The sequence below is a fragment of the Yersinia sp. 2466 StPb PI genome, from assembly GCF_041538325.1.
Classification (GTDB): Bacteria; Pseudomonadota; Gammaproteobacteria; order Enterobacterales; family Enterobacteriaceae; genus Yersinia; species Yersinia enterocolitica_E.
In genome coordinates this window covers 470,871-488,154 of record NZ_JAULSL010000001.1, presented here as the reverse complement: position 1 = coordinate 488,154, position 17,284 = coordinate 470,871, and the positions used below count along the sequence as shown (strand labels likewise).

Below are 17,284 nucleotides of genomic sequence, written 5' to 3'. Positions count from 1 at the left end.
CTATCTTGCTAACTCAGGATTAACGTACTTCGGAATAACTGACAGTAAATCTGTTGCCAGTAAACCCCGGGTGCCTTGAACTTCAGCCAGTTTGTCTGCGGCAACGCCATGCACGACACAACCTGCACAGGCAGCATCATACAGCACCAGCTTTTGTGCTATCAAACTACCAATAATACCGGACAGAATATCCCCCATGCCGCCGGAGGCCATCCCTGCATTACCAACATCAGCGATCGCCATCTCGCCCTGCTCACTGGCAATCAGGGTACCAGCACCTTTCAATACCACCACACCACCATATTGTTTAACGATGTTTCGGGCCGAAAGTAAGCGGTCACTCTCAATATCAGCGACGCGGCAACCAAGCAGACGAGCAGCTTCCCCTGGATGTGGGGTCAATACCCGATTCTGACGCCTATGTGGATTTAATGCCAGCAAGTTGAGCGCATCTGCGTCCCATAATGCTGGTTTATCACTTTGTTGCAATAAATTCAGAGCATTCCGGCCCCAATCGGACTGCCCTAACCCTGGACCGACAACCAGGACATCAGCCCAGCCAATACCTTGTTCAAGAGTTTCCGGCGTTAACTCTTGTACCATCAACTCTGGCCTTGCCGCCAGAATCGGTGCCACATGCTCAATGTGAGTGAGCACTCGCACTAAGCCAGCCCCACTGCGCAGAGCGGCTTCACCGGCCATGCGAATCGCACCTCCCAGCCCTTTATCTCCGCCCACCAGCAACAATCGGCCATGTTCCCCTTTATGAGCACAAGGGCGGCGTGGCTGTAGCCATTGCGGTAGGTGATCTGCGGTCATTCGCTCAATTTGTAGCGGTTGAGTGAGCAGCCATGCTGTCAGCCCCAAGTCATTGCAGTGTAAATGCCCCACCCAATCACGGGCCTGACCGGTGAGCAAACCCGGTTTCAGCGCGACAAAAGTCAGGGTGTGGTCTGCGCGAATAACCGATCCGAGAGCAGCACCACTGTCGGCACTGAGTCCAGAAGGAATATCCAAGGCAATCTTTGCGGCCCGATGGCGATTCGCGGTGTCAATCAGCGTAGCATAAACGCCTTGCGGTGCCGCTCGCAGGCCAATACCCAACAATGCATCAATAATCAAATCAACATGTTGTGGCCACGGTGTCTCAGGCTGGTGAATTATGCCACCTGCCGCCAACCATTGGGATTGCGCCTGATGCGCTTGTGCGGGTAATGGCCGATTGCCGGGGCAGGCAATAAGCGTAACATTCAGCCCCGCGGCTAATGCCCGATTCGCAACGATATAACCATCGCCACCATTATTACCGTGGCCACACAATATCAACCAGTGACGCGCCGCTGGGTACTGTTTACGCGCCAGTTCAAAGGCCGCATCGCCCGCTCTGACCATCAGATCAAACAACGTTAGAGAAAAGTGTGCCGCGGCCACGACCTCGTTCTGGCGTACCCAGTCCGCAGAAAAAACAGAGTGTGGTAAGCTGACACCGATTTGTTTCTTACTATGGTCCGTCATGGCACACCCCCTCGATCTGAATCAATTAGCCCAACATATCAAGCAATGGGGGCAATCGCTAGGTTTCCAGCAAGTCAGTATCTGCGATACGGATTTGTCTGCGGAAGAACCGCGGTTACAAACTTGGCTTGATAAACAATATCATGGCGAGATGGCCTGGATGGCTCGCCACGGTATGCTGCGCGCGCGGCCCCATGAATTATTACCCGGAACCTTACGGGTGATTAGCGTGCGGATGAATTATCTCCCTGCCAAGGCTGCATTTGCCAGCACATTGAACAATGCTAAGTTAGGTTATGTCAGTCGCTATGCGCTGGGCCGTGATTATCATAAATTGCTGCGCCAGCGGCTGAAAAGATTGGGCGATATGATTCAGAGTTACTGTCTGGAGCAGGCTCACGGTGACATCAATTTCCGCCCATTTGTCGATTCTGCCCCCATTATGGAGCGGTCATTAGCTGCAAAAGCAGGGATTGGCTGGGTTGGTAAGCACTCACTGATTTTAAATCGTGATGCAGGCTCCTGGTTCTTTCTTGGCGAATTACTAATTGATCTGCCGCTGCCGATTGATAAGCCGCAAGAGGAGCAATGTGGCCGTTGCGTTGCCTGTATCACCACCTGCCCGACCGGCGCTATCGTTGCACCCTATACCGTTGATGCTCGCCGCTGTATCTCCTACCTGACCATTGAACTTGAAGGGGCGATACCAGAAGAATTTCGTCCACTAATGGGAAATCGTATTTATGGCTGTGATGATTGTCAGCTTATCTGCCCCTGGAACCGCTTCTCACAATTAACTGATGAGGAAGATTTCAGCCCACGCGCCGTGCTACACACGCCACAGTTATTGGATTTATTTGCCTGGAATGAAGAGAAATTTTTGCGGGTTACGGAAGGTTCCGCCATCCGCCGCATTGGTCACCTACGCTGGCTACGTAATATCTCGGTCGCACTGGGCAATGCCCCCTATCTCGACAGTATTGTATTGGCACTGGAAGCGCGCCGCGGGATTGATCCAATGTTAGATGAACATATTGAGTGGTCAATCTCACAACAATTGAAAAGACGGTCTACACTGATTGTGGATGTTCAATCGCCACAGAAAAAAAGGCTGGTGCGGGCTATTGAGAAAGGCCTACCACGGGATGCCTGATATCCCCCTTTACCTGAAACTATATGCTGTTTGGTATGGCTTTTTTTTATGTATTTTTATAATGAATGAACTCGGAGTTTTCCTGTGCATAAAAATAAAAACACCTTGGCAATCAAGTGCGAAAAAAAGCGCAAGTGATCGGTATAACGTTTTCACAGAAAAATATATATCGCTAAATCAAAGAGATATGAAAGAGGGTTGCGCAGTGGATAAAATATGAGCTGGATATAAAAAAAGCAGAATCTGTGGATAAGTCTGTTGACGAAGTTAATACATTGTATGTACAACGCGGCATGGCGCGTTATGTAGCTGTGGATAAAAATAATAGAATTGAATAAAAATTTTGGAGCGGGAAACGAGACTCGAACTCGCGACCCCGACCTTGGCAAGGTCGTGCTCTACCAACTGAGCTATTCCCGCATTGAGATGCTTTTGCACCCTGCTGTATGTGACAGCATTTGATATTTACTGCTTATTCAGAAATAAATTTTGGAGCGGGAAACGAGACTCGAACTCGCGACCCCGACCTTGGCAAGGTCGTGCTCTACCAACTGAGCTATTCCCGCGTCGCTGCCATACGTCATAACAACGTATCACTTATATTTCTGACTTCTGAACTAAAGCTGCTGTACTGCCGGTCACTATCTTTATGGTTAAAGATTGGAGCGGGAAACGAGACTCGAACTCGCGACCCCGACCTTGGCAAGGTCGTGCTCTACCAACTGAGCTATTCCCGCTTGGTGCCGTCTTACTTTTTACAACGTTTTCTACACTTAACTCGTACTAAATCGGTCTGCGCATGTTTGCGAATTCTTCATCGGTACGGGGTGCGCATTATACGAGAAATCCGTTTTGCCGCAAGCCCCTAAAAGCAAAAAAATCATTTTTTGGTTCAAGTGACGATTAAAACAGCAATGTGGCGTTTTTACCAGCGCCGGGCAAAGTATATACCCAAAGTTATTGAAACAGCAGGAGTGTAAGCGCGGCTATCCCTGCTGCTTCAAGGCCGCAGGGGATCAAGATTGAATAAAATGCTCGCGGTAATAGGCAAGCTCAGCCACAGATTCACGGATATCGTCTAGTGCTTGATGGGTATTTTGTTTTTTGAAACCCGGCAGAATCTCTGGTTTCCAGCGGCGTGCCAGCTCTTTTAGCGTGCTGACATCCAGATAGCGGTAGTGGAAATAAGCTTCAAGCTCTGGCATATAACGGAACAGGAAGCGGCGGTCTTGGCCCACACTGTTACCACAGATAGGTGAAGCGCCTGCTGGAACCCACTGTTTCAAGAATTCAATGGTTTGTAATTCAGCATCACTATCGCTAAATGGGCTGGCTTTAACCCGTTCCACCAAACCACTGCCGGTATGGGTACGCACATTCCATTCATCCATAAGCCCAAGCTGTTCATCCGACTGATGAACCGCCAATACTGGGCCTTCGGCTAGAATATTGAGATTAGCATCGGTGACCAGAGTGGCTATCTCAATGATCCGATCGCGCTCAGGATCAAGACCGGTCATTTCCAGATCGATCCAGATCAGATTATTTTGATTCTCTGCCATAATATTTCCTGCCTGTTAGCGGGTGAGACTACCGAACAAACGGTTAATTGATAAAATAATGTGTATCATAGCCCTTTTGGTCGCAACCAGCGATATACCCAAAGAAATTGGCGTTGCAGGTAGGTAGCAAGTAAACGAATCCCGATAAGATTACACCGATGCGGGGGAGTGAAGCGAGTAGCCCCAGCGGCTTCAAGTATGAAGGGTATTAATGCAGATTCAAGTGAGGCGCAGTGAGTAAGAATAAACTGTCGAAAGGTCAACAACGCCGTGTGCAGGCAAACCATCAGCGTCGGCTACGCACTGATAGAAAACCTGAGTTAGATGACTCTCAGCTTGGCGATGCGCAAGAAGGTATCGTAATCAGTCGTTTCGGCCAGCACGCCGATGTCGAAGCCACCGATGGTGTTCAACACCGTTGTAACATCCGCCGTACCATTAAATCACTGGTTACCGGTGACCGTGTGGTCTGGCGCCCAGGCTTGCAAGCTCAGGAAGGTGTGCGGGTTAAAGGCATTGTCGAAGCCGTACATGAGCGTACATCCGTGCTGACACGCCCTGATCTGTACGACGGCGTGAAACCGATCGCCGCAAATATCGATCAGATCGTGATCGTTTCGGCGATCTTACCTGAACTTTCTCTTAATATTATCGATCGCTATCTGGTGGCCTGTGAAACACTGGAAGTCGAACCGTTAATTGTGTTGAACAAAATCGATTTACTGGATGCCGATGGCCGTAAATTCGTTGATGGCATGATGGAGATTTACCGTCGCATTGGCTACAACGTGCTGGAAGTCTCAAGTCAAACCCGTGAAGGGATGGAAGCCTTTGAAAAGGCACTGGCTGGGCGCATCAGTATCTTTGCCGGTCAGTCCGGCGTGGGTAAATCCAGCCTGCTGAATGCCCTGTTACCACCAACGGATAACGAAATTCTGGTCAATACGGTATCGGGTAATTCAGGTCTGGGTCAGCACACCACCACCGCAGCCCGCTTATATCACTTCCAGCAAGGCGGTGATGTGATTGACTCACCGGGGGTGCGTGAATTTGGCCTCTGGCATCTGGCACCGGAACAAATCACTCAAGGATTTGTCGAATTCCGTGATTATCTCGGCCATTGCAAATTCCGTGATTGCAGCCATACCACCGATCCCGGTTGTGCACTGCGCGAAGCGGTAGAACAAGGCAAAATCGCTGAAGAGCGTTTCGATAATTACCATCGAATCCTGGAAAGTATGGAACAGGCGAAGCCGCGTAAGACATCTGATAGCGACGAGAAATGATGTCTCGATAGTCCTGTTGAACATGCTTTAGCTAAAAACTGTGGGCGCAGAAAGATATATACCCAGTGACTTCAAGATGCAGGTAGGCGGCAATTGAGCGAAGCCTCAGGAGCTTACTCAAGTAAGTGACTGGTGTGAGGCAGCCAACACCCTGTATCTTGAAGGGCGACGGGTATTATGCGCCCCCTCATTAATTTTAATGTTTACCCAGAGGTCTACGTGCTGGACAGTATCAAAATCAGATTACAATATTTACTCCCAAAACTTGGCCTGACTCGTTTGGCAGGCTGGGGGGCAGATAAGCAAGGTGGCTGGCTGACCCAACTGGTGATCAAGGCATTTGCCCGCTACTACCATGTTGATATGAAGGAAGCCCAGGACCCTGAGTTCTCTGCTTATCGTTCGTTTAATGAGTTCTTTGTGCGCCCACTGCGCGCGGGTGTGCGCCCTGTTGTAGCGGAAGAAAACCTCTTGGCCCAACCTGCCGACGGCGCTATTAGCCAGTTAGGCGCAATTCATGACGGGCAAATTTTGCAGGCAAAGGGCCACAACTACACGCTGGAAGCCCTACTCGCCGGTAACTATATGTTGGCTGCTGAGTTCCAAAATGGCCATTTTGTCACCACCTATCTGGCTCCACGTGACTACCATCGCGTCCATATGCCGTGTGACGGTATCTTGCGCGAAATGATTTATGTGCCAGGTGATTTGTTCTCGGTCAATCCATTGACTGCGGCTAATGTGCCTAATCTCTTCGCACGTAATGAACGTGTTATTTGCATCTTTGATACCGCTTTTGGCCCGATGGCACAAATTCTGGTAGGTGCCACTATTGTTGGCAGCATAGAAACCGTCTGGGCTGGCACCATTACCCCGCCACGAGAAGGTGTGATTCGCCGATGGACCTATCCGCAAGCAGGAACTGAAGGCGCGGTAGTGCTGGAAAAAGGGCAAGAAATGGGCCGCTTTAAGTTAGGCTCGACAGTGATTAACCTGTTTGCTGAAGGTAAAGTCTATTTAGCACCACAGTTAAACAGTGGTTCTGTTACCCGCATGGGTGAAGTATTAGCCGAAGCCGTCCCTACTGCTATACCCTAAGTAATTCGAGTTGCAGTAAGGCGGCAAGCGAATAAACCCGATGAGTTGACGCTAGTCAATGATTCGGGTGAGCGAGAGCAGCCAATGCATATGCAGCTTGAAGTATGACGGGTATAAACGTAATCGATGTTAAGGAACCCTTACGTGCGCCTAATAATTTCTCGATTTTTTGGTAAATCACTCTCTTTTGGCCTGTTACTGTCATTTGTCATGCTGCTGTCTTTGCCGTTGCATGCGGCAACTCAGCCTAATGAAGATCAGCTCAGACAAGAGCTGAAACAGGCTGAAACCAATAAAGGGATGCCAAATCAGACCGAAATTGTTCAGGCGCTGCAATCGGCTCTTAGTTGGCTGGCGGATGCAAAAGAGTCTGATATCCGCGCCCAGCAGTATCAAAAAGCCATTGATGACTTCCCCAAACTGACCCGCGAGTTACGCCAGGAACTGGCGCAAGAAGGGGATAAACCCCTGCCCGTACCCAGTAACATGTCTACCTCCGAACTGGAACAACAAGTGCTGCAAATCAGCAGCCAGTTGTTGGAATTAAGCCGTCTGTCGCAACAAGAACAGGATCGGGCGCGGGAAATCAGTGAATCCCTCAGCCAGTTGCCTCAGCAGCAATCAGAAGCTCGGCGAATTCTGACTGAAATCAGCACCCGCCTTCAGGCACAAAGTAACCCCGCCAATCCGGTCGCACAGGCACAGTTTGCATTACTACAAGCAGAAGCCGTGGCCCGTAAGGCTAAAGCCAATGAACTGGAGCTTTCTCAGCTCTCAGCCAACAACCGGCAAGAGCTGTCACGGCTGCGCGCCGAGTTATACAAAAAGCGTCAAGAACGGGTTGATGCTCAGCTCCAAACCTTACGTAATAATCTCAATAACCAGCGTCAGCAGGCGGCTGAACAGGCACTTGAGCGCACCGAGTTACTGGCGGAACAAGGGGGCGATTTACCTGAGTCAATCATCCAGCAACTGCAAATCAACCGCGAGCTATCCCAAGCGCTAAATCAACAGGCGCAACGCATTGATCTGATCTCTTCGCAACAACGGCAAGCGGTAGCCCAAACCCAACAAGTCCGGCAGGCTCTCAGTACTATTCGTGAACAGGCCCAGTGGCTGGGCGTTTCAACCGCACTGGGGGAAACACTGCGGGCACAAGTTGCAAGATTGCCTGACGTACCGAAATCTCAGCAACTGGATCGTGATATGGCGCAGTTGCGGGTTCAACGTCTGCAATATGAAGACATGTTGGAGAAGTTACAGCAGCAAAATGTCAAATTAAAGCAAAATGATGGTACACCGCTCACCACCGAACAGCAGCGGATCCTTGATGCTCAATGGCGCACACAGCGCGAATTGCTGAATTCTCTGCTGTCTGGCTATGACACCCAGATTCTAGAATTAACCAAGTTGAAAGTGGCCAACAGTCAGTTGGTGGATGCGCTAAGTGAAGTTCGCGAGGCCACTCACCGTTATCTGTTTTGGGTCGCAGATGTCAGCCCAATATCACTGTCTTACCCGATTAACGTTGCCCATGACCTGACCCGCTTACTGTCGCTGGATACACTTTCGCAGTTAAGTGGCGCGTTCGTCATGATGATGACCAGCCAAGAGACACTGCTACCGATCAGCGCAGCCTTGCTGTTTGTCGGTTTCAGTATCAGCTTGCGTCGCCACTATCATGCCTTCCTGGAGCGTGCTAGCAGCCGGGTGGGTAAGGTTACGCAAGACCATTTCTCCCTGACATTACGTACCGTTTTCTGGTCAATTCTGATGGCGCTGCCGCTACCAGTATTGTGGGCCGCGCTCGGCTATGGCCTGCAAAACGCTTGGTCATATCCGATGGCGATCGCCATTGGTAATGCCGTCACTGCCACCGTGCCAGTACTGTGGCTGTTTATGATAAGTGCCTCGTTTGCACATCCTCATGGCCTGTTTATCACCCACTTCCGCTGGTCACCGGCGCAGGTCGGGCGGGCAATGCGTTTTTATCGCATGTCAGTGTGGTTGATTATCCCATTGATGATGGCACTGATTACATTCGAGAATTATAATGACCGTGAATTCGCTGGTACCCTGGGCCGCCTGTGCTTTATTTTGCTGTGTGTTGCCTTAAGTCTGGTGACCAATAGCCTGAAACGAGCCGGTATTCCACTCTATCTGGATAAAAAAGGCTCGGGCGAGAACATCATTAACGTGGCGTTATGGGGGCTACTGCTATCTGCCCCACTGATTGCGGCATTGGCCTCGGCGCTCGGTTATCTCACCACCTCACAGGCGCTACTGGCGCGTTTGGAAACCTCGGTTGCCATCTGGTTCTTCTTGTTGGTGGTTTACCATATTATCCGCCGTTGGATGCTGATTCAGCGCCGCCGTATTGCTTTTGACCGAGCTAAGCAGCGGCGAGCCGATATTCTGGCGCAGCGCGCCCGCGGTGAAGAAGATACGCCGCACAATAACAGTACCGAAGGGTCCATTGATGTTGAGGAACCGGTCATTGATCTGGATGTGATCAGCGCCCAATCTCTACGTCTGGTGCGATCGATCCTGACGATGATCGCCTTGGTTTCAGTGATAGCATTGTGGTCTGAGATTCATTCAGCTTTTGGTTTTCTGGAAAATATTCGCCTGTGGGATGTGTCATCCACCATTAACGGTATTGAGTCGGTGCAGGCGATCACCATGGGATCACTGCTGATCGCTATTTTAGTGATGGTTGTGACTACCCAGCTAGTGCGCAACCTGCCTGCCCTACTGGAACTGGCGCTATTGCAGCATCTGGATCTGACGCCGGGGACGGGCTATGCCATCTCCACCATCACCAAATATCTGTTGATCCTGTTCGGCAGCTTGCTCGGTTTCTCTATGTTAGGGATCGAGTGGGCGAAATTCCAATGGTTGGTTGCCGCACTTGGTTTAGGTTTGGGGTTCGGTTTGCAGGAAATTTTTGCCAACTTTGTTTCTGGTCTGATCATCTTGTTCGAGAAACCAATCCGTATCGGCGATACCGTGACCATACGTGATCTCACCGGTAGCGTGACCAAAATCAATACCCGTGCCACAACTATCTCTGACTGGGATCGCAAAGAAATTATCGTGCCGAATAAGGCATTTATTACTGAGCAATTTATTAACTGGTCACTGTCGGATTCAATTACCCGTGTGGTACTCACAGTGCCGGCTCCGGCTGAAACCAGCAGTGAGGAAGTGACTGAGGTGTTACTTACTGCTGCACGCCGCTGTACCTTGGTATTGGATAACCCGGCACCCGAGGTCTATCTGGTTGATCTTCAACAAGGGATTCAGATTTTCGAACTGCGTATTTACGCCGCCGAAATGGGACATCGTATGCCACTGCGCCATGAAATCCACCAGTTGATTCTGGCCGGTTACCGTGAGCACGGCATTACTCTGCCATTCCCACCCTTCCAGGCTCGGCTGGAAACACTGGGGCGTGGCGCTGGCCGCACTATTACTTCAGGGCGCGGCCGCACACCGGGTAGCTTGTAAGTTAAGTTGACGTATCGATAGAAAAATGGCCTGACTCTGTGAAGAGTCAGGCCCAATAATCAGGAATATTACCCAAAGTCATTGGTGTTGCAGCAAGGCAGCAAGTTCATTAATCCCGATGAGCTTACATCAGTAAGTGATTCGGGTTCGTGAACGTAGCGAACACCGCTGCGGCGCCAAGGGCGAGGGGTTATTAAGCACGCCCTACTGGGAATGCGATAACCTCATCTAATCTTTCCGCCCCCAGCGCCAGCATCACCAGACGATCAACACCTAACGCCACTCCTGAGCAATCCGGCAAGCCCTGTTTCAAGGCGGCAATTAGGTTCATATCAATTGGGTTCTGCGGTAAACCCCGTTTGGCTCGAATGCGATTATCTTGCTCAAAACGTTGCAGTTGTTCATCACCATCAGTCAGCTCATGGAAACCATTCGCTAACTCAATACCTTTGAAGTAAACCTCAAAACGTTCTGCTACTCGGTGATCTTCAGTGCTGATCACCGCCAGTGAAGCTTGAGACGCGGGGAAATGATAAACAAAGGCGGGTTTATCGCGGCCAATGTGTGGCTCGACTCCGACGGTAAACAGCAGCTGCAATAGCGTATCGCGATCTTCTTCTGTATCGGCAATATTACTTAAATCCAGTTTTGCCGCGGCTTCACGCAATTGTGCTTTATCTGCCGACAATGGATCAATGTCTAAGTGGCGCAGGAATGCTTGCTGATAAGACAAGGTTTCAGCGCTATTACAATCCAGTATTTGCTGCAACAGGTCATCAACCTCATTCATTAAGCGATACATATCATAATGTGGGCGATACCATTCCAGCATGGTGAATTCAGGATTGTGATGACGGCCAGCTTCTTCATTGCGGAAACTGCGCCCCAATTGATAGATAGATCCACTGCCTGCCGCCAACAAGCGCTTCATGTGGTATTCCGGGCTGGTCATCATGTACAGCGTCATACCATCGGCAGCGCCCGGGCCAACAAACCGGGTTTGGAATGGGACTAAATGAACGTCCGTCACTGTCGCTTGGCTCATGGTTGGCGTTTCAACTTCTAATACGCCACGATCGGCAAAAAAGCGCCGGATCTCTGCCATTATTGCTGCGCGTTTCAACAAATTGGCGATAGGTGCACTCGGCTGCCAGCTTGCCGTTTCGCTCATGGTGGTTAACTCCGAAATCAAACAGGGGATGCAGTCTACTCGCATCTACTCACTCAGACAAATCTGTCACTCATCAGCCCGATTTTTGGCTTGAATTCAGCATTTCACGCTGCAAAAAAGACTTTAGCCCAGTAGATCCTGTTTGGGATCACGTTTTTGCTAGTAATGCGCCTGAGTAGGTTCAAATAAAACAAAACAATCGATCACATCAAATTTATAGCACTTAGCATTAGGTATAATTATTCCCATACAAAAAGTAAGAAATAGCTATTCTTAATACCATCATTCTGGTTAACGGCGAATAAGTTAGCCTAATAATAATTTAAAATTATATATTTTAATTAGATATCCAAAATAATTCGAGTTGCAGGAAGGCGGCAATTGAGTGAGTCCCGATGAGTTGACGCCAGTCAATAATTCGGGTGAATGAAAGCAGCCAACGCACATGTAGCTTGAAGTATGAAGGGTATTTCACTTGAACAATGGAGAAGCGCAGTGCAAACCTTTAACGCCGATCTTGCTATTATCGGGGCCGGAGGCGCTGGTTTACGTGCAGCAATAGCCGCAGCGGAAGCCAACCCCCAACTGAAGATTGCTCTGATCTCGAAAGTATACCCGATGCGTAGCCATACTGTGGCCGCCGAAGGGGGATCAGCCGCCGTCACACAAGACCACGATAGCTTTGACTATCATTTCAACGACACGGTAGCCGGTGGTGACTGGCTATGCGAACAAGATGTTGTTGACCATTTTGTCCACAGTTGCCCGCAAGAAATGGCACAGCTGGAAATTTGGGGCTGCCCATGGAGCCGCAAACCTGATGGCTCGGTTAACGTTCGCCGCTTTGGTGGGATGAAAATTGAGCGCACCTGGTTTGCTGCCGATAAAACCGGCTTCCATATGCTGCACACACTGTTCCAGACATCTTTGAAATACCCACAAATTCAACGATTTGATGAGCATTTCGTGTTAGATATTCTGGTCGATGACGGTCAGGCACGTGGCGTAGTTGCCATGAATATGATGGAAGGCACCCGTGTACAAATTCGTGCGAACGCGGTGATCATGGCGACCGGTGGCGCAGGCCGAGTTTATCGTTATAACACCAACGGCGGTATTGTTACCGGTGATGGTATGGGGATGGCATTCCACCACGGCGTTCCGCTGCGAGATATGGAATTTGTGCAATATCACCCAACTGGCCTGCCAGGTTCTGGCATCCTGATGACCGAAGGTTGTCGTGGTGAAGGCGGTATTCTGGTCAATAAAGACGGCTACCGTTATTTGCAGGATTATGGGATGGGACCAGAAACCCCACTCGGTGAACCCAAAAACAAATACATGGAATTAGGCCCACGCGATAAAGTTTCGCAAGCCTTCTGGCATGAATGGCGTGCTGGCCGCACCATCGCCACGCCACGTGGTGATGTGGTCTATCTGGATCTGCGCCATTTGGGCGAGAAAAAACTGCTTGAGCGCTTGCCGTTCATCTGTGAACTGGCAAAAGCTTATGTCGGTGTCGACCCAGTCAAAGAACCCATCCCAGTGCGTCCAACTGCGCATTACACCATGGGTGGTATCGAAACCAACCAACAGTGCGAAACCCGTATCAAAGGGCTGTTCGCGGTAGGTGAATGTTCTTCTGTTGGCTTACATGGCGCTAACCGCTTAGGTTCTAACTCACTGGCTGAGTTAGTGGTATTTGGTCGTGTTGCCGGTGAACAAGCAGCAGCGCGTGCCATGGAAACCGGCCCGGCAAATGGCAGTGCGCTAGATGCACAAACCCGTGATGTGGAAACCCGCCTAAGTAATCTCATGAAACAGGAAGGGACCGAGAATTGGTCTAAAATCCGCGATGAGATGGGTCTGTCAATGGAAGAAGGTTGTGGTATTTACCGCACACCAGAACTGATGCAGAAAACGGTGGATAAACTGGCCGAGTTGAAAGAGCGCTTCAAACGCGTGAAAATCACCGATACCTCCAGTGTTTTCAATACTGACTTGCTGTACACCATTGAGCTGGGTTACGGCTTGGATGTGGCTGAATGTATGGCCCACTCTGCACTTAACCGTAAAGAATCCCGTGGCGCGCATCAGCGTCTGGATGAAGGCTGCACCGAGCGTGATGATGTTAATTTCCTCAAACACACGCTGGCCTTCCATACTCCGGGTGGCGCCCCACGCCTTGAATACAGCGACGTTAAGATTACCAAGCTGGCACCGGCAAAACGTGTTTATGGTGGCGAAGCCACCGCACAAGATGCAAAAGATTTGAAGGATAAGGAGCAGGCGAATGACTGATATGAAACTCCTGAAAATGGAGGTCATGCGCTATAACCCAGAAAGTGATAGCGAACCTCACTTCGAAACCTTTGAAGTACCTTACGATGAGCAGACCTCTCTGCTTGATGCATTAGGCTACATCAAAGATAACCTGGCACCGGACCTCTCTTATCGCTGGTCTTGCCGAATGGCGATTTGCGGCTCATGCGGCATGATGGTCAATAAGGTTCCAAAACTTGCCTGTAAGACTTTCCTACGCGAATACACTGGCGGAATGAAAGTCGAAGCACTGGGTAACTTCCCGATTGAACGTGATTTAGTCGTTGATATGACTCACTTTATTGAGAGCCTGGAAGCTATCAAGCCTTACATTATTGGTAACGAGCGGAAACCGCAAGACGGCCCGAATAAGCAGACTCCGGCTCAGATGGCGAAATACCATCAGTTCTCCGGCTGTATTAACTGTGGCTTGTGCTATGCCGCTTGCCCGCAGTTTGGCTTGAATCCTGAGTTTATCGGCCCGGCAGCTATTACCCTGGCGCACCGTTACAATTTAGATAACCGTGACCACGGTAAAAAAGAGCGTATGCCACAGCTTAACGGTAAAAATGGTGTTTGGAGCTGTACCTTCGTTGGCTACTGTTCTGAAGTTTGTCCGAAACACGTTGATCCGGCTGCTGCTATCCAACAAGGCAAGGTCGAGAGTGCTAAAGACTTCATGATCGCCATGCTTAAACCACAATAAGGGAGGGGAGACAGTAATGACTACTAAACGTAAAGCTTATGTCCGTACCATGGCCCCAAACTGGTGGCAGAAGCTCGGTTTCTACCGCTTTTATATGGTGCGCGAAGGTACATCGATTCCGACAGTATGGTTCAGTGTTCTGTTGATTTACGGCGTGTTCGCGTTGAAAAGTGGCCCGGCTGGGTGGGAAGGCTTCGTTGGTTTCCTGCAAAACCCACTGGTGTTACTGATCAATATCATTACGTTATTGGCCGCTGTGCTGCATACCAAAACCTGGTTTGAACTGGCACCGAAAGCCGCCAATATTATCGTTAATAGCGAAAAAATGGGTCCAGAGCCAATTATCAAGGCACTGTGGGTTGTGACTGTCGTGGCTACCGCGATTATTCTGGCCGTTGCCTTACTCTAACTCGGAGGAGAACAAGATGAATCAAGTCCCTAAACGCTCCGATGAACCTATCTTCTGGGGTCTGTTTGGCGCGGGTGGTATGTGGAGTGCAATTATTGCGCCGGCGGTAATTCTGCTGGTTGCCATTTTGCTGCCGCTGGGTGCCTTCCCTGGTGATGCGTTGAGTTATGAGCGTATTCTGGCATTCTGTCAGAGTTTCATTGGCCGGGTCTTCCTGCTGCTGATGATTATTCTGCCACTGTGGTGCGGTTTACACCGTATCCATCACGCCATGCATGATTTGAAAATCCATGTCCCTGCCGGGAAATGGGTATTCTATGGTCTGGCAGCCATTCTGAGTGTGGTCACTATCATCGGTGTCCTGACGCTGTAATTATTCATGCCTAATCTGCGGCCTGCTCTTTAGCGGGCCGTTTTTTTTCCGCACTCAGCTAATAACTCAGATTCATCTATTTGCGCCCCTGATAACTGATAGCTATTCTCAACCATAGAGTAATTATCAGAAAACTAAGGAACGCCAATGCGCCTGTGGTCAAAACTATCCGTATTAACTGCAACTCTGCTCTCGGTCGCCTGTAGCGTGACCCCGCCTAAAGACGTGAAAGTGGTTGATAACTTCCAACTCCCTCGCTACCTCGGCACCTGGTATGAAATAGCCCGGTTGGACCACTCTTTTGAACGTGGATTGGAGAGGGTCAGCGCTAATTACACGCCACGAGATGATGGTGGTGTAAAAGTCATTAACCGGGGTTATAACCCGCAGAAGCAGCAATGGCAGGAGAGTATCGGCAAAGCCTATTTTATTGGTTCCCCCCAACAAGCCTCGCTTAAAGTGTCATTCTTTGGGCCTTTCTATGGTGGCTATAATGTCATTGATTTAGATGATAAATATCAGCATGCCTTAATTGCCGGCCCTAATCGGGATTATTTGTGGATTTTATCCCGTACGCCAACGATCGATACTCAGACCCGCGATCGTTTGGTTGCCGTAGCGAGGAATTATGGTTTCCCGGTTGATAAGTTGATATGGGTTAAGCAGGAAGGGCCGAGCGCAGAGATTAAAAAGTAATAATGCTGTGTTTTAGCCTTCAATCTGTAACAGCAGATCGAACTATAACCCGATCTGCTGTTCATTCCGCGAGCGCTAAAGGAAATCCCTTGTTATGACGCCAACTTCAAGCCGATAATTCCAGCTAAAATTAGCCCCAAGCTAAACACCCGCGCCAAACTGGCAGACTCCCCAAGCAGGGCAATACCTAAAATAGCAGTACCTACCGCACCAATACCGGTCCAAACCGCATAGGCCGTGCCTGCTGGTAACGTTTTCATGGCATAGGCCAACAAAAAGACACTGACCGCCATCGCTACCAGAGTGATAACACTGGGGGTCAGCCGCGTAAAACCATGAGAATACTTCAGGCCAATAGCCCAAATAACTTCTAATAAACCAGCAATAACCAGAATAATCCAAGCCATGGTAACCACCTCGCTCAGGCGGGGTCGTCCCCGAAAAACAGATGCGTGCCCAGGTCGTCCCGAACAGCATAAAGGTAAGAGGGATACGTTATCACGCTAAATAATAAGCAGCAATATTATGGCCGATCAAAAACAAATCCGGCGGCAATCGCCGCCGATAAGAATATAAACAGACGTTTATTCAGCGCTACGTTCAATCGCACTACCTGCACTTTGAACATCTTTGCCAACACCTTTCGTGGTGTTGCAGGCGCTCAATGAAGAGATAACCAACAATGAAAAAATAATGGCGATGCTTTTCTTTAACATTATAAAGGTTCCTTATAGGGCATTTGGCTTACTCACCTTATAAGGATAGTCAAAAAAACAGCATTGCACTTTTTCCGACTCAATTAACAGCACTACAGTGCGCTATCGATAAAACCCACATCCGACAGGCCCAGATAGCAGAAAACCGCGTTTAAGCGGTTTTCTTTCATTCCCAGCGCATCTTATTTATTAAGACTTACTTAACGCGAGAAACATATTCGCCAGAGCGGGTATCAACTTTGATAACTTCGCCAACCTGTACGAATAATGGCACTTTGACCACGGCACCGGTACTCAGAGTTGCAGGCTTACCACCGGTACCGGCAGTGTCACCTTTTAGACCTGGGTCAGTGTCAGTGATTTCGAGTTCAACAAAGTTTGGTGGGCTGACAGCGATAGGCTGACCATTCCACAGAGTCACGATACATTCAGCCTGATCAATCAGCCATTTGTCGTTATCGCCAATGGCTTTGGCATCAGCTTGCAACTGCTCGTAAGTCTCGTTATTCATGAAGTGCCAGAACTCACCGTCGTTGTACAGGTAAGTCAGGTTCAAATCGTTAACGTCTGCGCCTTCGGCTGAGTCGGTAGATTTAAAGGTTTTTTCAACGCGTGAACCGGTCAGCAGGCGGCGCATCTTAACACGAGCAAAAGCTTGGCCTTTGCCTGGTTTTACGAACTCGCTGGCTTCAACTGCATAAGGCTCGCCCTCGAACATGATTTTAAGACCGGGACGAAAATCGTTGCTATAATAAGTGGCCATAATG

General features: G+C 49.6%; 15 protein-coding genes and 3 tRNA genes. 9 read left to right on the top strand and 9 right to left on the bottom strand.

What is annotated here, in order from left to right; translation table 11 throughout:
* Entirely contained in the window at window positions 1-1,515 is a 1,515-nt protein-coding gene (gene nnr, locus Q2T72_RS02230) for a bifunctional ADP-dependent NAD(P)H-hydrate dehydratase/NAD(P)H-hydrate epimerase (RefSeq protein WP_372568572.1), read from the bottom strand.
* Between nnr and queG the strand changes: the two genes are divergently transcribed.
* Entirely contained in the window at window positions 1,514-2,668 is a 1,155-nt protein-coding gene (gene queG, locus Q2T72_RS02225; protein ID WP_372568571.1) for a tRNA epoxyqueuosine(34) reductase QueG, read from the top strand. The two genes, nnr and queG, sit on opposite strands and share 2 nt — an antisense overlap.
* Before the next feature lie 344 nt (window positions 2,669-3,012).
* On the opposite strand, the gene Q2T72_RS02220 is transcribed toward queG, so the two are convergent.
* The 4 genes from Q2T72_RS02220 to orn form a co-directional block, all read right to left on the bottom strand.
* Window positions 3,013-3,088 (bottom strand) — tRNA-Gly (locus Q2T72_RS02220).
* Between the two features lie 70 nt (window positions 3,089-3,158).
* Window positions 3,159-3,234: transfer RNA gene (locus Q2T72_RS02215), tRNA-Gly, on the bottom strand.
* A 95-nt stretch (window positions 3,235-3,329) separates the two neighbouring features.
* A tRNA-Gly gene (locus Q2T72_RS02210) sits at window positions 3,330-3,405 on the bottom strand.
* A 279-nt stretch (window positions 3,406-3,684) separates the two neighbouring features.
* On the bottom strand, window positions 3,685-4,230 hold the full coding sequence (gene orn / locus Q2T72_RS02205) for an oligoribonuclease (protein ID WP_005187496.1): 546 nt from the start codon (window positions 4,228-4,230) through the stop codon (window positions 3,685-3,687).
* 233 nt (window positions 4,231-4,463) lie between these two features.
* Here orn and rsgA point away from each other — a divergent pair, with 233 nt between their 5' ends.
* The 3 genes from rsgA (at window position 4,464) to mscM (ending at window position 10,124) form a co-directional block, all read left to right on the top strand.
* Window positions 4,464-5,516, top strand: a complete 1,053-nt coding sequence (gene rsgA, locus Q2T72_RS02200; RefSeq protein ID WP_005187493.1) for a small ribosomal subunit biogenesis GTPase RsgA — start codon at window positions 4,464-4,466, stop codon at window positions 5,514-5,516.
* Between the two features lie 219 nt (window positions 5,517-5,735).
* On the top strand, window positions 5,736-6,614 hold the full coding sequence (asd, locus tag Q2T72_RS02195) for an archaetidylserine decarboxylase (protein ID WP_083163920.1): 879 nt from the start codon (window positions 5,736-5,738) through the stop codon (window positions 6,612-6,614).
* 126 nt (window positions 6,615-6,740) lie between these two features.
* The gene (mscM, locus tag Q2T72_RS02190; protein WP_102970487.1) at window positions 6,741-10,124 is read left to right on the top strand and encodes a miniconductance mechanosensitive channel MscM; all 3,384 of its coding nucleotides are present in this window, start codon (window positions 6,741-6,743) and stop codon (window positions 10,122-10,124) included.
* 193 nt (window positions 10,125-10,317) lie between these two features.
* On the opposite strand, the gene epmA is transcribed toward mscM, so the two are convergent.
* Entirely contained in the window at window positions 10,318-11,295 is a 978-nt protein-coding gene (gene epmA / locus Q2T72_RS02185; RefSeq protein ID WP_083160989.1) for an elongation factor P--(R)-beta-lysine ligase, read from the bottom strand.
* Window positions 11,296-11,790: 495 nt separating this feature from the next.
* Here epmA and frdA point away from each other — a divergent pair, with 495 nt between their 5' ends.
* The 5 genes from frdA to blc all read left to right on the top strand — a co-directional run bounded on the left by frdA (window position 11,791) and on the right by blc (window position 15,801).
* Window positions 11,791-13,596 carry a fumarate reductase (quinol) flavoprotein subunit gene (frdA, locus tag Q2T72_RS02180; RefSeq protein WP_083160991.1) on the top strand — a complete coding sequence of 602 codons (1,806 nt, stop codon included), beginning with the start codon at window positions 11,791-11,793 and terminating at the stop codon, window positions 13,594-13,596.
* Window positions 13,589-14,323: a succinate dehydrogenase/fumarate reductase iron-sulfur subunit gene (locus tag Q2T72_RS02175; protein ID WP_032906821.1), complete on the top strand. Its 735-nt coding sequence runs from the start codon at window positions 13,589-13,591 to the stop codon at window positions 14,321-14,323. Before frdA ends, Q2T72_RS02175 begins: the two co-directional genes overlap by 8 nt.
* 16 nt (window positions 14,324-14,339) lie before the next feature.
* The gene (gene frdC, locus Q2T72_RS02170) at window positions 14,340-14,732 is read left to right on the top strand and encodes a fumarate reductase subunit FrdC (protein ID WP_083160993.1); all 393 of its coding nucleotides are present in this window, start codon (window positions 14,340-14,342) and stop codon (window positions 14,730-14,732) included.
* Between the two features lie 16 nt (window positions 14,733-14,748).
* Window positions 14,749-15,105, top strand: coding sequence for a fumarate reductase subunit FrdD (gene frdD, locus Q2T72_RS02165; RefSeq protein ID WP_372557814.1), 357 nt, complete (start codon window positions 14,749-14,751; stop codon window positions 15,103-15,105).
* A 147-nt stretch (window positions 15,106-15,252) separates the two neighbouring features.
* On the top strand, window positions 15,253-15,801 hold the full coding sequence (blc, locus tag Q2T72_RS02160) for an outer membrane lipoprotein Blc (RefSeq protein ID WP_083160997.1): 549 nt from the start codon (window positions 15,253-15,255) through the stop codon (window positions 15,799-15,801).
* Window positions 15,802-15,893: 92 nt separating this feature from the next.
* Here the strand turns inward: blc and sugE are convergent, their stop codons facing one another.
* From sugE to efp, 3 genes are all read right to left on the bottom strand, one after another.
* A complete protein-coding gene (gene sugE, locus Q2T72_RS02155; protein ID WP_083160999.1) occupies window positions 15,894-16,208 on the bottom strand; it encodes a quaternary ammonium compound efflux SMR transporter SugE in 315 nt (104 codons plus the stop codon).
* Between the two features lie 177 nt (window positions 16,209-16,385).
* Complete coding sequence (locus tag Q2T72_RS02150; RefSeq protein WP_004392446.1) at window positions 16,386-16,517, bottom strand: entericidin A/B family lipoprotein; 132 nt, start codon at window positions 16,515-16,517, stop codon at window positions 16,386-16,388.
* Between the two features lie 196 nt (window positions 16,518-16,713).
* A complete protein-coding gene (gene efp / locus Q2T72_RS02145; RefSeq protein ID WP_083161001.1) occupies window positions 16,714-17,280 on the bottom strand; it encodes an elongation factor P in 567 nt (188 codons plus the stop codon).
* Between the last annotated feature and the right edge of the window lie 4 nt (window positions 17,281-17,284).